Source organism: Nocardia sp. CA-129566 (assembly GCF_050956075.1).
In the GTDB taxonomy this organism is placed as follows: Bacteria; Actinomycetota; Actinomycetes; order Mycobacteriales; family Mycobacteriaceae; genus Nocardia.
Genome location: NZ_CP192085.1, coordinates 5,982,289 through 5,996,833, shown reverse-complemented (window position 1 = coordinate 5,996,833; position 14,545 = coordinate 5,982,289). Strand labels below are relative to the sequence as shown.

Annotated in this window: 11 protein-coding genes and 2 pseudogenes; 8 read left to right on the top strand and 5 right to left on the bottom strand. The window is 67.5% G+C overall.

What is annotated here, in order from left to right:
- Window positions 1–13 precede the first annotated feature (13 nt).
- A complete protein-coding gene (locus ACQP0C_RS26070; RefSeq protein WP_433724001.1) occupies window positions 14–3,958 on the top strand; it encodes a hypothetical protein in 3,945 nt (1,314 codons plus the stop codon).
- On the opposite strand, the gene ACQP0C_RS26065 is transcribed toward ACQP0C_RS26070, so the two are convergent.
- Window positions 3,959–5,044, bottom strand: coding sequence for a serine hydrolase domain-containing protein (locus tag ACQP0C_RS26065; protein WP_433723999.1), 1,086 nt, complete (start codon window positions 5,042–5,044; stop codon window positions 3,959–3,961).
- 328 nt (window positions 5,045–5,372) lie between these two features.
- Between ACQP0C_RS26065 and ACQP0C_RS26060 the strand changes: the two genes are divergently transcribed.
- Window positions 5,373–5,885 carry an RDD family protein gene (locus tag ACQP0C_RS26060; RefSeq protein ID WP_433723998.1) on the top strand — a complete coding sequence of 171 codons (513 nt, stop codon included), beginning with the start codon at window positions 5,373–5,375 and terminating at the stop codon, window positions 5,883–5,885.
- 300 nt (window positions 5,886–6,185) lie between these two features.
- On the top strand, window positions 6,186–6,710 hold the full coding sequence (locus ACQP0C_RS26055) for a gluconokinase (RefSeq protein WP_433734658.1): 525 nt from the start codon (window positions 6,186–6,188) through the stop codon (window positions 6,708–6,710).
- A 182-nt stretch (window positions 6,711–6,892) separates the two neighbouring features.
- On the opposite strand, the gene ACQP0C_RS26050 is transcribed toward ACQP0C_RS26055, so the two are convergent.
- The 3 genes from ACQP0C_RS26050 to ACQP0C_RS26040 all read right to left on the bottom strand — a co-directional run bounded on the left by ACQP0C_RS26050 (window position 6,893) and on the right by ACQP0C_RS26040 (window position 10,146).
- Entirely contained in the window at window positions 6,893–7,654 is a 762-nt protein-coding gene (locus ACQP0C_RS26050) for an IclR family transcriptional regulator (RefSeq protein ID WP_433723996.1), read from the bottom strand.
- Between the two features lie 102 nt (window positions 7,655–7,756).
- Window positions 7,757–9,208, bottom strand: a complete 1,452-nt coding sequence (locus tag ACQP0C_RS26045; RefSeq protein ID WP_433734657.1) for an aldehyde dehydrogenase — start codon at window positions 9,206–9,208, stop codon at window positions 7,757–7,759.
- A gap of 44 nt (window positions 9,209–9,252) precedes the next feature.
- Complete coding sequence (locus ACQP0C_RS26040; RefSeq protein WP_433723993.1) at window positions 9,253–10,146, bottom strand: isocitrate lyase/PEP mutase family protein; 894 nt, start codon at window positions 10,144–10,146, stop codon at window positions 9,253–9,255.
- Window positions 10,147–10,362: 216 nt separating this feature from the next.
- Here ACQP0C_RS26040 and ACQP0C_RS26035 point away from each other — a divergent pair, with 216 nt between their 5' ends.
- From ACQP0C_RS26035 to ACQP0C_RS26020, 4 genes and pseudogenes are all read left to right on the top strand, one after another.
- Window positions 10,363–11,529 (top strand): LLM class flavin-dependent oxidoreductase, encoded by a 1,167-nt coding sequence (locus tag ACQP0C_RS26035; RefSeq protein WP_433723991.1) that lies wholly within the window; start codon window positions 10,363–10,365, stop codon window positions 11,527–11,529.
- 84 nt (window positions 11,530–11,613) lie between these two features.
- Window positions 11,614–12,159 carry a flavin reductase family protein gene (locus ACQP0C_RS26030; RefSeq protein WP_433723989.1) on the top strand — a complete coding sequence of 182 codons (546 nt, stop codon included), beginning with the start codon at window positions 11,614–11,616 and terminating at the stop codon, window positions 12,157–12,159.
- A gap of 8 nt (window positions 12,160–12,167) precedes the next feature.
- A complete protein-coding gene (ribA, locus tag ACQP0C_RS26025; protein WP_433723987.1) occupies window positions 12,168–13,397 on the top strand; it encodes a GTP cyclohydrolase II in 1,230 nt (409 codons plus the stop codon).
- Between the two features lie 25 nt (window positions 13,398–13,422).
- Window positions 13,423–13,574 (top strand): annotated as a pseudogene (locus ACQP0C_RS26020) (transposase); the annotation flags it as partial.
- A gap of 21 nt (window positions 13,575–13,595) precedes the next feature.
- Here ACQP0C_RS26020 and ACQP0C_RS26015 read toward each other — a convergent pair.
- A complete protein-coding gene (locus ACQP0C_RS26015; RefSeq protein WP_433734834.1) occupies window positions 13,596–13,829 on the bottom strand; it encodes a hypothetical protein in 234 nt (77 codons plus the stop codon).
- Between ACQP0C_RS26015 and ACQP0C_RS26010 the strand changes: the two are divergent.
- Window positions 13,716–14,531: pseudogene (locus ACQP0C_RS26010) on the top strand (phosphatase PAP2 family protein); the annotation flags it as partial. The gene ACQP0C_RS26015 and the pseudogene ACQP0C_RS26010 overlap by 114 nt on opposite strands.
- Between the last annotated feature and the right edge of the window lie 14 nt (window positions 14,532–14,545).

Below are 14,545 nucleotides of genomic sequence, written 5' to 3'. Positions count from 1 at the left end.
CTATCATTGGCCCGTGGTTGGCGCGGTCGAATCGGAATCCGATCTACGGAAGACATCGCCGAGGACGGTATTCGCCCAGCGCCTGATGAGCCTGTTCGAGGCCGCGGGCAATCCGAAGTTGCGGCAGGTGGCCAGCGCGGCCGAGGCGCGGATGAAGGCAACGCGCGGACCGGCCAAGGGAAGTGCGGCATCGCTGCAACGGATCAGTGACTGGCGCTCGGGCCGCAATGTGCCCGCGCAGTTCGAGACGCTGCTGCCGATTCTGCTGACGCTGATCGATCTGAGCAAGAAGTCGGCCACGCCGGTGGACCGTGTGCTGGTGGATCTGCCGCAGTGGCGGCGGCTGTGGCATGCGGCCGTCACCTGGAAACCGGAGACCGATCCGGCCAGTGCGGTCTGCCCCTATCGGGGCCTGACCGCCTATCAATCCGATGACGCCGCCTGGTTTTTCGGCCGCGGCCGGGCCACCACCGAATTCACCGAGTTGATGCTGAGCACGCTCGACGCGGCGACCGGTGGCGGCATTGTCGCCCTCGTCGGCGCATCGGGCGCGGGCAAATCCTCGTTGCTGCACGCGGGCTTGATCCCGGCGGTCCGTAAGCTCGAAAAGGATTGGCAGATCACGACTCTTACCCCCGGCGCGCGACCACGGGCCGCGCTGGCGCAAGCAGTGGGGGATACCTGGGCGATCGGCACATACGGTGTGCTGATCGTGGACCAGTTCGAAGAGCTGTTCACCGCCTGCCAGGACGAGCAGGAACGCGAGGATTTCCTGACCGAGCTGGCGGCACTCGCGGGTCCCCATGAAAAGCGCTGGGTGACAGTAGTTTTGGCGGTTCGCGCCGACTTCTACGCACCATGCCTGGACTACCCGATCCTCGAGGACGTGCTGAACAATCGCGGCTACGTACTCGGTCCGATGCGCCTGAGCGAACTGTCCGAGGCCATTACCGGCCCGGCCGCCGCGGCGGGCCTCGAACTCGAACCCGGATCGGTCGAGTTGGTGGTCACCGAACTGTGCGGTCTCGGCGATCATCAGAACCGGCGCAGCTACGATCCCGGTGCGCTGCCACTGCTCTCCCATGTCATGGCTGCGACCTGGGAACATCGGGAACGACTTCGCCTGACCGTGGCCGGATACCGCAAGGCGGGCGGCGTCACGGGGTCGGTCGCCGCGACCGCCGAACAGGCCTGGGCCGAACTCACCGTCGCCCAGCAGATCGAGGCGAAGCCGCTGCTGCTGAGCCTGATCAGCGTCGGCCCCGATGGCCACGACACCCGACGTCGCGCGGCCCGCGCCGAATTGCTCACCCGGGCAGTTGATTCCGAGGCCGCCGACGCGGTGCTGGAGACGCTGGTCCGCGCCAGGCTGGTCACCTCCGATGCCGACAGCGCCTACTTCACCCACGAAATCGTGCTGCGGGCCTGGCCCCGCCTGCGGGCCTGGATCGAAGAGGACCGCGTCGGCTATCTGGTGCGCCAACGGCTGGAAGCCGATGCAGCGGACTGGGTTTCCTCGAGTCGGGATCCGGCGTTGCTGTATCGCGGCACCCGGCTGGCGACGGCACAGGAAGCCGCGGACCGGCATCCGGCCACCGAGACCGTAACCGAATTCCTCACCGCCGCACAGACTTCCCGCACCACATCGCGACGCTGGGCGGCCGCGACCCGCACGGTGCTGGCACTGCTCGGCGTCGGCGTGCTGGTGCTGGGTATCGCCGCCTACGGCCAGGTGAGGTTGAAGGACGAACAGCAGGACAATGCCCTGCTGTCGGCGCTGCTGACCGAGTCCGAGAGTCTGCGCAGCACCGATCCCACGTTATCGGCGCAGCTCGCCCTTGTCGCCCATCGTCTCAAACCCGATGACCCGGAGGTGAATTCGCGGCTGCTGAGCACGCAGAACCTGCCGTTGGCAACGCCGCTGCCTGGTCATGTGGGCGCGGTCGACCAAGTCGCGTATCAGCCGAGCGGCGCGCTGCTGGCCTCGGCGGGCGCGGACGGTACCGTCCGACTCTGGGATCTCGCCGACCGCGCGCGGCCGCAGCCGATGGGGGCGCCGCTGACTTGCGACGGCGCGGCGACCTCGGTGACATTCAGCCCGGATGGAAAGCTCCTCGCGGCGGCCTGCGGCAACGCATTACAGCTGTGGGTTCTCGAAGACCCGCGGCATCCGGTCCAGGCGCCGGGGCGGATCGGCGACGGCGTCACCCAGGCGGCTTTCGCCCCGGTGGGGCGGATCCTGGCGGCGGCCGATAGCAATCACACCGTGACGCTGTGGAACCTGCAGAATCCGGCGGCTCCGACGAAAATCGGTGCGCCACTGTCTATTCCACAGCCGATTCGATCGATGGCATTCCATCCCAAGGGGTCCTGGCTCGCCATCGCCGACGACGACGCCATCCAACTGGTGACCATTGGGGACGCGCCGACACCGCTCGGTGCGCCGATTCCGATTCCGGCGCGGCCGGTGCGAGCGGTGGCGGTCGGCCCGGACGGCGCCACCCTCGCGGTCGGTAGCGGTGGCGATTCGCCGTATGCGGAGAACGTCGGCGACGCCACGGTCGGACTGTGGGATATCGCCGATCCGGTCCGGCCGGTCTTTCGCAGTTCGCTGCTCGCGGCCACCAAATCGGCGGTGCGCTCGCTCGCATTCAGCCCGGACGGCGACACCCTGGCGACAGGCAATCGCAACGGCGTGACGGTCTGGAATATCGCCGACCGCGCTGTTGCGAGGCCGCTGGGTGAACCGCTGCTGGCGTCGTCGTCGCCGTGCCCCGAGGTCAGTTCCATGGTGGTCTGTCAGGACGCGCAGAATTCGCTGGCCTTCAGTGCGGACGGGCACACCATCGCGGCCGCGGGTGCGCTGGGCCTGGTCCGGCTCTGGTCGCTGGCACCGGCTGTCCTCGGCGGTCGGCTCGGGTGGTTGCCGCTGCCGCCCGTGTTCAGCGCCGAGGGCACCATGGTGACCGGCGCGATCAACGGCCGGGTCGTGCTGTGGGATGCGCGTGATCGCACCAAGCTGAGCACACTCGCCGACCTCGGGCCCGGGCCCTCCGAGCTGTACGCGGCCGGAGCCGCTATGAGCCGCGACGGGCGCACAGTCGCCTCGACGGTCGGAACTCCGCCCCGGGTCCTGCTGCACGACGTCACCGATGCCGCGCACCCGCGGACTGTCGCGGAACTTCCCGGCGTCTTCGCCGGGATGGTCAGTCCGGGGGGCCGCTACCTTTGGACCATTGCCGACGACGCCACCTGGTCGTTCCAGGTGTGGGACCTGGCCGACCGTGCCCATCCGGTCCCACTCGGGCGCCGCATGCCGCTGGCCGCCGGCAGTGGGGGCGCATTCGCCATGTACGGCGCTCGTGACGAGCTGATGGCCTCCATGTCGTCGGATCGGACGGATTCCGGCCGGGACCGCTACGTCATCCGGCTCTGGGATCTGTCGAATCCGGCCGAACCGCGGGTGGTCAGCGAGATTCCGAGCGAATCGGCCAAACCATTCGGCTGGATCGGCATCACACCGGACGGTCGGACCCTGGTCAGCCTCGCGGCCGACACCCTGCAGGTCTGGGATATCTCCGAGCCCGCCGAGGTGCGCAAACTCGGCGAGCCCATCGCCACGCACGGTTTGAACGTGCTATCGGTCGACTTCAGTCCGGACGGCAGGACAATGGCGACCTCGAGCGCGGATTCGACGGTGCGCCTGTGGGATTTCACCGACCGCGGACATCCGAAACCGCTCGGCCACTCCATCACCGTGCCGAGCACGACGACTTGGCAGCTGGCCTTCGATCTGTCGGGCCGCTATCTGGTCGGCACCGGCAATGGCGTGATGAGCATGTGGGACCTGGATCCACAGCACGCGATCGCGCGCATCTGCGATGTCGGCCGCGCGGTGCTGACCCGTGCGGTGTGGCAGGTACATGTGCCGCGGATCGCCTATCGACCACCCTGCTGATCAGAGTGCGCAGAAGGCTCGCACGGCGGCGCCGCCGAGTATTTCGTCGCGTGCGTCGTCGGCGAGCAGGTGGAATTCGTTTCTGGTGAGCAGCACGATGCGGCTGCCGTCCTCGCTGGCGATGATCAGGTTGTCGTAGCCGAGTACCCGGCCGGTATAGGCCCAGGCCGGACCGCAGGGTGCCTGCGCGTGCATGATGCCGAGTCCGTAGTCGTTGCCGCTGTGCTCTGTCGGCACGGTCGTGGTGAGTTCGGCCTGCTGTGCAGGTGGCAGCAGGCGGCCGGAGAACAGGGCGCGGGCGAAGGTGGCGAAATCGTCGAGGGTGGAGACCATCGCGGCCGCCGCACCGTAGATCTGTGGGTCGGCGACCGAGATATCGCGTTGCCAGGCGTAGCCGTGCAGATAGTTGCCGTGCAGATTCGGGTCGGTGACGGGAAAGGTGGTGTCGCGCAACTGAAGTGGTTCGATAATGCGTTCGCGCACTTCATCGGCCGGGTGTCTGCCGGTGACGGCGGTGATGACCATGCCAGCGACGACATAGTTGGTATTGGCGTAGGAGTACCGCTCGCCCGGTGCTGCGGCCCGGCCCCGCTGCATTGCGATATCGACAAGTGACTGCGGCGAGTGAGCCTGTGGCGGATCGAACCCGGCGAAGTAGGGCAGCGAGATCCGGGGATCGTCGGCGTACTCCGGCAGCCCCGAGGTGTGGTTGAGCAGTTGGCGGACGGTGATGCCCGCGCTGTCGGGCACCGCGCCGGGAATCCATCGGTCGATGGGGTCGTCGAGGGAGAGTCGATGTTCGGCTTCCAGCTGCAGCAGCACCACTGCCACAAATGCTTTCGTGAAGCTGCCGATGCGCAACTGCGCGGCCGGGTCGGCGGGGGTTCGGGTGGACAGCTCGCCGTAGCCGGCGTGCACGTAGTGCGTTTCGGAACCACTGCGGACCAATCCGATGACGCCCGGCAATCCGGTCGCGACGGCGGCGTCGGCGCCCGCCTGCAAGATGTCGACCGGGTCCTCGGCCCGCGCGGTGCCGGGCACGGCCAAAACGATGAGCCCAGCCGCGACCAGCGCCCTGACCGTCACCGAATTCCCCTCCCCGCCTGTTCCGAGGCATCAAGTTACCGCAACCGGGCTGGTCTGACATACCGGCATTCCGGTCCGGAATTCCGCTGTGAGCCCGTGAACTGCGCATATGCGCCACTCGGCGAGCTGATCGGTAGCTGCGTGCCCGGGTTGACGCATAGCGTTCGGTCGTCGGTTCGCTCCGGCGAACCATTCGGAAATCGAGGTCCGGAATGGCGAGCGGGAATGGGAATCATGTCGGCCGGGCCATGTGGAGGGGAGTTCGGCGGGCAGACTCCCGTTCCCGCCGTAGGCCCGGATCGCCACCAATCACACCGAAGGGGAATCTTTGAGCACGCCCGGCACCGCTTACCTCACCATTCCCTCCGGTCGATATCGGCTCGCGGGCATGGGGTCCCGGCTGGGCGCCCGGCTCATCGACACCGTCATCGTCGGCATTCCGATCGCCATCGTCGCCGCGGTCGTCATCGTGAGCGCGGACTCATCGAGCGAATTCGCCGCCGAGACCGAATCCGGACTCGGCGTTGGCACCGCTTTGCTCGTCGTGCTGCTCGGTTTGATCGCCAACATTGCCTACGAGGTCGGTCTGACCGCGACCCAGGGCGCGACCTTCGGCAAGAAGGCGCTCGGCATCCGTGTCGTGCGTGCCGATACCGCTGCCGCGCCGGGGGAGGGCATCGGCGGTGCTGCCGCATGCGCCCGCTGGGCCGCCCTCGTGCTGCCGAGTGTGGTGTGCGGCGTCTGGGGCGTGCTGTGTGCGTTATCGCCCTACTTCGACAAGCTCGCCCGTCAGGGCTGGCACGACAAGGCCGCGAAAACCTTTGTCCTCGTGGCGTCTTAGCGCCCCGTCCAGATCGGTTGCCGCGCTATCGGGTCCGGCTCACTCGCCGAGCGCAGTCGAAACGCGGCACGACACGCCCCGCCGCACCCCATACGACTGCGCTCGACGGATCTCAGTTACCTCGGAAGCTGTATGGACGCGGCACTATCGTGCGTGCCGCGCGTTTGCTGCCTACCGCTAGGGTCGAAAGCCCGAGGAGTCGGCGGCGGGTGCTCGGCCGAATGAGTGCGGAGGTCCAATGAGGGCAGCATCGCCTAGCGATTCGATGAGGGTGGTGGCCGGGTGACGGGTGGGCCGGAACTGTCGGCAGCGCCGGTCATCGTCGTGATGGGTGTCTCCGGATGTGGAAAGTCCACGGTCGGTGCGCTGTTGGCCGAGACGCTGCACATCGAATACGCCGAGGGTGACGACTTCCATCCGGCCGCCAATATCGCGAAGATGGCGGCCGGGGTGCCGCTGACGAATTCCGATCGCGCGCCGTGGCTCGATATCGTGGCGGCCTGGCTGGGGGAGCGGCAGCAGTGCGGCGGCGTGGTGAGCTGCTCGGCGCTCGAGCGCAGTTACCGCGATCGGCTGCGCGCGGCTGCGCCGGGGGCGTTCTTCGTCCATCTGGCCGCATCGCGTGCGGAACTGGCCCGGCGGATGGATGAGCGCCGCGGCCATTTCATGCCATCGACGCTGCTCGATTCGCAACTGGCGGCATTGCAGCCATTGGCTTGTGACGAACTCGGCGTCATTGTCGATGCGACGAAGGATCCCGCCGAACTGGTCCGCGAAGCGGTCACGGCATGGGAGTCGCCAGGTGGTCGCACCGATTCGGCATAGTCGGGGTCGATCCCGCTGGCCAGCAGCGATGGTCCCACCGGCAACAGGACCGATCCGGCTGTTGAGACGACCGGACTACGCCTTGTCCTACCAGGGCGCTGTCCCGGACGGCATCGCTGCGCCGCCGCGCGTCGAGCACTGCTCAGGGGTCACCTGCCTGAGCTGATGCGTGTCGACTCGGCTCAGGCGGACGTGGGCAGGTACCCGAGCGAGTGGGACAGCGAGCGGGCGGCGTCCATGACCAGCTCGGCATATTGAGCCTGTTGGTAGGAGTGGTATCGCAGCGTGGGAATGGTGATGCTGATGCTGCCCACGACCGTGTTGGCGTTGAACACGGGCGCGGCGAAACCGACCGAGTTCGCGATCTTCTCCGCGTTCGTGGTGTCCCAGCCCTCGGCCCGGATGCGGCGCAGCTCGGTCAAGTACTGATCCGGATCGGGCGGCGGCGCTCCGCTGGCCGGCGCCGGTCCTGCCTGCTCGAGCAGCTCCCGCACGACCGGATCCGCGAGGTGCGCCACGATCACCCGTCCCGAGCAGCCCCACAGCAGCGGCTGCGGGCTATACATCGGGATGGAGAAGGACAGATGGTGTGTGGAGCGGGCCTGCTCCACGAACATCATGCACCGTTCGTCGGGACGGTAGATCCCCAGCTGGCTGTTCTCGTTGCACTTCGCCGTGAGCTCCGCCAGTACCGGCCGCGCCATTTCGTTCAACGGCTGGCGTGCGGCCACCAGCGCGCCGACCCGGAAGAATTCCCAGCCGACGCGGTAACGCCTGCTCTCCGGATCGGCTTCCACGAATCCTCGCTCCCGCAGGAGCTTCAGCAGGCGGTGGACTGTGCTCGAGGGCAGGTCGAGCTGTGTCGCCAGCTGCGTGAGCGAGAGCGGTTCCGCGGCTTCGGCCAGCGCCTGGAGCAGCTGCAGGGTTCGCGCGACCGGGCCCAACGTGTCACTTTTCATGGCGTCGCCCGCATTGGTGTTGCCACGCTCCACGCCGTGCAGTGTATCCGCCGACGGCGCGGGGCGTGAACATGGTGGCGGCTGGTGTCATCCGATGATGAACGGATCCCGTGTCGCGCCGGTCAGTTCGACCCAGACGGCCTTGGTCTCGGTGTACTGGCGAACCGTATCGATGCCGTTTTCCCTGCCCAGGCCGCTGGCCTTGAAGCCGCCGAACGGCACGTTCGGTGCGACGACGCGGTAGGCGTTGATCCAGATCGTGCCGGCCCGCAGCTGGTGAGCCACCCGATGCGCGCGGTGTACGTCTTTCGTCCATATCGCACCCGCCAGGCCGTACTTCGAGTCGTTGGCCAGCGCGACGGCTTGCTCCTCCGTGTCGAACGGAAGCACTGACAGGACCGGGCCGAAGATCTCTTCGCAGACCACGGACATGTCCGGTGTGACGTTCGTGACGACGGTCGGCTGAACAAAATAGCCGCCGAGCGACTCTTCTCGGCCGCCGCCGGTCGCGATGGTAGCGCCGGACTGCTTGGCCTCGTTCAAATAACCCAGAACCTTCTCGAGTTGCGCCGCATTGGCCAGGGGACCCATCTCCGTGGCGTCCGCAGTGGGGTCGCCGAGCTTGATGGTCTTCGCCCGGGCAGTGATGCGGTCGACCAGCGCCTCGTGCACGGACCGTTCGACCAGCAACCGCGAACCGGCCATGCAAGTCTGTCCGGTCGCGGCGAACACGCCCGCGATCACACCGTTGGCGGCGGCGTCGAGATCGGTGTCGGCGAACACAACCTGAGCGGACTTCCCGCCCAGTTCGAGGGAGACGCGGGTGAGCTGGTCGGCCGCGGAGTGCGCGACATCGATTCCGGTCGCGGTCGACCCGGTGAAGGCCACCTTGTCCACGTCTGGGTGGGCGGCCAGCGCCTTGCCAACGGTGGGGCCGTAACCGGTTACGACGTTGAACACCCCGGGCGGGAATCCCGCTTCTTCGACGCGCTCGGCGAGTTCGAGCGCGGAGACCGGGGTGTAGTCGCTGGGTTTGACCACGAATGTGCAACCCGCGGCCAGCGCTGGTGCCAGCTTCCATGCCAGCAGCAGCAATGGTGAGTTCCACGGCACGATGGCGGCGACCACGCCGATGGGCTCGTGGCGCGTGTATGCGAAGAAGTTGGGCCGGTCCGACGGAATCGCGCTGCCCTCGATCTTGTCCGCCAGTCCTGCGAAGAAGTAGAACCATTCTGGCATGTAGGCCATCTGCCCGCGCATTTCACGTAGCAGCTTGCCCGAATCGCGGGTTTCGAACTCGGCGAGCACGTCCGCGTCCCGGGCGAGGATGTCGCCGAGCCTGCGCAGCAGGGCGGCGCGCTGAAAACCGGTCAGCTTGCCCCAGGGCCCGGACAGTGCGGCGCGCGCGGCGGCCACGGCCTTGTCGACGTCGGCGGCGTCACCGTCCGGCGCGGTGGCCCACGGCCGGCCGGTGAAGGGGTTCAGGCTGTCGAACGTCCGGCCTGAAGCCGCTGGGGTGTGCTCCCCATTGATCACCATCCGGTACTGGGCGAGCCGACCGGTCTCGGTGGGTTGTGCGAGTGTCACGACGCTTCCTCTCTGTAGCTGCCGATTGTGATGTTTTGCTCGTCTGCCATGGCCTTTTCCCGGGCCACTAGATCGGTGAGGCCGAGCGAGGAGTTGAGGGCGGTGAAGCTGGTGCGTGCCACACCGTCGAGCTGCCCGTGCTCGGCCAGGTTGTCCAACGCTGCGTGCACGGCAGCGTCGGACGCGGCGAGCAACTCGATGGGGAAAAAAGTCATGGCGTAGCCGAACTCGCTCAACTGCGCCGTGGACAGCCGGGGCGCGAGGCCGGTGTCGGCTGCGTTGTAGACGGCGGGACCCTGCAGTGCGCGCGGTACCGCCGCGATCTCTTCGACCGTGTGTGGGGCATCGATGAACGCGGCCGTCGCGCCGAGTTCCAGGAACCGGTTGGCGCGATCCAGCGCGGCGGAAAGCCCGTGCCGTTCGAGCGCATCGGTGCGGGCGATGATCGCCACGCCGTGCTCGGCGCCGACTTCGACCGCGACACGCACCCGTTGCTCGGCCTCGGTCATCGGAGCGACCTCCTTGTCCGCAATGTGCCCGCAGCGTTTGGGGTTGAGCTGATCCTCGATCTGCACCGCGGAAACGCCCAGGGCGGCCAGCGTGCGCACCGTGCGCGCGACGTTGAGCAGCCCGCCGTATCCGGTGTCGGCGTCGACGATCATCGGCAACGAGCAGCACGCACGCAGCCGCTCGTAGATGCCGCGCATCTCGCCGAGGCCGAGCAGACCGAGATCGGGCAGCCCCCACGCGCTGGCGATGCCGGCGTAGCCGCCGCAGTAGAACGCCTCGAATCCGTGATCTGCGATCGCCCGGGCCGACATGGCGTCGAAGGCCCCGGGAGCCACCAGCATCTCGCCACGACCGTGCAGCCGGTCCGCCAACCAGGTCACTACAGCTCCATCCCGTGACTATTTCAACTAGATGGAATCTAGATCCGCTCAATGGAATGTGTCAAGAGGCGACTCGTCGGCAATGAAGGCTTGACGCAGGTGAACAGGCTATCTAGTCTCCGATGAACGGATTTGAAATTCGTTGAGTGGAATCTCAAATATCACGACGGTGTGGTACTCGAGGGCGCCGTCGGCCGTCTCGAGCGGAGGAATGTCATGAGCGATGGTCGTATGCAGCGCGACGAAACCCCGATCCTGGGGAGCCCGAACGCGTTCAAGCTGGCTGTGTTCGGTCCCAACTGCAGCGGAGGTTGCTCGATGACCTCCGGCGGCGGCGAGATCGCCGTCAGCTGGGCGGAGAGCAAGAAGATCGCCGTCGCCGCGGACGAAGCAGGCATCGAAGCGATCATCCCCGTTGCCCGGTGGCGAGGGTTCGGCGGTGCGACCGATTTCAACGGCCGGTCCTTCGAAACGTTCGCCTGGGCGGCCGGGCTTGCCGCGATCACCGAGCGCATCCAGGTCTTCTCGACCTGGCACGTGCCGACCGCGCATCCGGTGCGAGTGGCCAAGGAGGTCGCCACTATCGACCACATCTCCGGCGGCCGGTTCGGGCTGAATCTCGTGGCAGGGTGGGTCGCGAAAGAGATCGAGATGTTCGGCCTGACGCAGCGCGAACACGACGTCCGCTACGACTACGCGGCCGAGGTCTTCGAGGTGCTCGAGCGCTTGTGGACCGAAACCGAACCCTTCGACCACGAGGGCAAGTTTCTGCGGATACCCAAGGGGTTCAGTGAGCCGAAACCGATCCAGGTTCCCTACCCGGCGATCATGAGCGCGGGGGTGAGCCCGCGTGGCCGAGACTTCGCCGCCAAGTACGCCGACGTCAGCTTCATCCTCGTCGACAACTTGGACACCGCGGCGAAGATGGTCGCCGACACCCAGAACAATGCACGCACCAAATACGGCCGCGAGCTTTCGGTGTTCGGGATGGGGCACATCGTGTGTGCCGACACCGAGGCCGAGGCCAAGCGGCTCTACCGGCACTACGTGCACGACCACGGCGACTGGTCCGGAGTGGACAACCTGCTGGCTGCGCTGATCCCCAACCAGGACGTCGGTAGGTACGAACGCCAGGCACTCGCCGAGAACCTCATCGCGGGATGGGGAGCGCTGCCGCTGGTGGGCACGCCGGAACAAGTGGTCGCGGGCATGCAGGAAATGGCCGCCAGCGGCCTAGCGGGCATCACGCTGTCCTGGTTCGACTACCAGGCCGGACTCGGGCAGTTTCGCGAGCAGATTCTCCCGCTGATGGAGGAGGCGGGCCTGCGCGCGCCCGCGGGCACCGCCGCTGTCCGTGCTGGAACCGTCCCCGCGAACGCCTGAGGAGCACCCGATGTCCGAACGCTTCCGCGCTCACCTTCGCCCGGGCACGCGGCCACGCGGCACTCAGGGACAACTGGTGAGTCGATGAGCATGAACAATCCCGGGCGCGACACCGCGCAGCCGCTGCTGGAACCGATCACCGACGACGAGGGAGCGCTGCGCGCAATCTACGGCGAGTTCCCGACCGGGGTCACCGCCGTGTGCGCCCTCGTCGGCGGCGTACCGGCTGGTATCGCGGCGAGCTCGTTCGTCCCGGTGTCTCTGGCCCCACCGCTGGTGTCGGTCTGTGCGCAGCACACCTCCGCGACTTGGCCGCTGCTGCGCGCCGCGCCGCGGCTGGGAATCAGTGTGCTGGCGGAGGGGCAGCGGGTCCAGTGCCAGTCCCTCGGCACCAAGACCGGGAATCGTTTCGGCCAGGTGCGCTGGGTGGCGAGCGACGGTGGCGCCGTGTTCGTGCACGGCGCCACCGCCTGGTTCGACTGCGTGATCACCGCGGAGGTACCGGCGGGCGACCACAGCATCGTGCTGCTGGAAGTGGCTGCTGTGCGTGCCGTGGGCGAGAGCTCGCCGCTGGTGTTCCACCGGAGCCGGTTTTGTCGGCTGAATGCCGCCGTTGACAGGGAAGGATGAAATCGGCGATGAACACCACACGGGTCGAGGCGGCGACACAACAGCTGGCAGCGGGCGGAATGGCCGTCGTCTCCGATGATGCCGACCGGGAGAACGAGGCCGATCTGGTGCTAGCGGCCGAACACGCGACACCCGAGGTCCTCGCCTTCTTGCTGCGTCACGGCAGTGGCATCGTCTGCGCCCCGATGCCCGCCGAACACGCCGACCGCCTCCACTTGGACCCGATGGTGGACCACAACACCGACCAGCATCGGACCGCGTTCACCGTCAGCGTCGATCACGTCAGCACCGGCACGGGCATCTCGGCGCCGGACCGGGCGGCGACGATCCGTGCGCTCGCCTCCCCTGACACCCGGCATACGGATCTGCGCCGGCCGGGACATGTGTTCCCGCTGCGCGCCCGGTGGGCAGGCGTGCTGAAACGCGCCGGCCACACCGAGGCCGCCGTGGACCTGACGCAAATGGCAGGGGGCACGGGTGTCGCCGTGATCACCGAACTGATGGACCCGGTCGGCATGCCGATGACCGGAGAACGGCTTCGCGCCTTCATCGCCGAGCATCGTTTGCCCTGGCTTGCCATCGCCGATCTCGTCCAGTACCGGCTGCACACCCATCGGCTCGTCGAGCCGAGCGGCCCGGCCAGGCTGCCCACGCGCTACGGCGAGTTCACCGCGTGGTCCTTCGATTCGGTGCTGGACGGCACGGAACATCTGGCCTTGACAATGGGAGACGTCGGGGCCGCGGGGACCAGCCCGGAGGGGGTGCTGGTGCGGGTGCACAGCGAGTGCATCACCGGCGATCTGCTCGGTTCGCTGCGCTGCGACTGTGGCAGCCAATTCGACGCCGCCCTATGGCAGATCGCGCGGGAAGGGGTCGGAGTTCTGGTCTACCTCCGCGGGCACGAGGGGCGTGGCATCGGGCTCGGCCGTAAGCTCCGGGCGTACGCCCTGCAGGAATCCGGCTGCGACACCGTGGACGCGAACCTTGCCCTCGGACTGCCCGTGGACAGCCGGGAATACGGCGTTGGGGCCGCGATCCTCGCTCAGTTGGGGGCGCGCCGGATTCGAGTGATCACGAACAATCTCCACAAGTACGGCGGTCTCGGCGGCTTCGGCATCGAGGTGGTGGGCCGCGTGCCCAGCCCGCCGATCGTCACTCCAGACAACCTCGCCTACCTGCGGACCAAACGAGACCGGCTGGGACACCTGATCGACGTCCCGCTCGTCCTCGCGGAGTGACGGCCGCGCTCGCAGTCTCTAGTAGCCGATAGCGCAGCAGCTACGGACCGATCACGAGCGGTTGCAGCAGTTCGTCACCACCTCGCCACGGGAGGTGGTGACGGTGCGGAAAGTATTGTCCCGCAAGGCATGTGAGGAAGTCGACCACAGGCTTGGATGGTCGAGGACACTGGTTTCGAGGACAAGCTCGGCCCTGGCTCAGGTCCGGTCGGAGTGCGTGCGGGTGCGCCCGATGCGCGTTGCCGCCAGCCGGGCGATGCCGATGATGATCAGCGGGGTGATCAGCAGCAGCGGTACCGTCGCCGCACCCGCGATCGGATGCAGCCAGCCCGCGACGGTGTCGCATATGGCGTCGATCAGCGCACGAGCCAACTCCGCCACTGGAGAGTGCTCGTCCGGCCCGGTGCTGGCATGGTCCGGCCATCGATTCACGGCCAACACCCTACGACATCGGATCGGCGTGTCCAGCATTTCCGCAGGAGAACACTCAGCAACTTCTCAGCGTCGATCTGCAATCGTATTGGTATGACGAACCGCCACGCGCCACCGCTCCCCGTTCCGGTCTGGGGTATCGCAGTGCTGGCCGCGGTGGTCGTCGGCATCACCGTCAGCGTCCTCGGCCACGACGGTGTCACCGCGATCGACCGGCCGGGAACCGATTGGATCGTCGAGCACCGGGCCGCGGTGGTGACGCCCGTCGCGATCGGGATCAGCGATCTGGGCGGCACGCTGTCGATGACGGCGTTGGCGGTGGTGCTGTGTCTCGGGCTGGCCTGGCGTCGGCGGTGGGCGGAGGCGGTGCTGGTCGGTGTCGCCACCGGGGGCGCCGGAGTGCTCGTCGTGGTCGGCAAGCACCTGATCGGCCGCAGCCGCCCGCCCGCGGCCGACCATCTCGTCACCGAGACCAATCAGGCCTTTCCGTCCGGACACAGTCTCGGTTCGATCGTGGTGATCGGAGTCCTTGTCGCGGTGGTGCTTTCGCGACCGCATCGCCCGGCCACCCGCCGGATCACGGTCGCTGTCGCGGCGGTATTCGTTGGGGCCGTCGGCCTTTCTCGATGGTATCTGGGCGTGCACTGGCCCACCGATATTCTCGGCGGCTGGTGTGCGGGCGCGCTGTGGCTCGCGCTCTGCCTTGCGGCGTACCG

Coding starts and splice junctions, on each gene's coding strand:
- ribA (WP_433723987.1), top strand. CDS start 12,168: ATGAACACCACACGGGTCGAGGCGGCGACACAACAGCTGGCAGCGGGC.
- ACQP0C_RS26045 (WP_433734657.1), bottom strand. CDS start 9,208: ATGGTGATCAATGGGGAGCACACCCCAGCGGCTTCAGGCCGGACGTTC.
- ACQP0C_RS26030 (WP_433723989.1), top strand. CDS start 11,614: ATGAGCATGAACAATCCCGGGCGCGACACCGCGCAGCCGCTGCTGGAA.
- ACQP0C_RS26035 (WP_433723991.1), top strand. CDS start 10,363: ATGAGCGATGGTCGTATGCAGCGCGACGAAACCCCGATCCTGGGGAGC.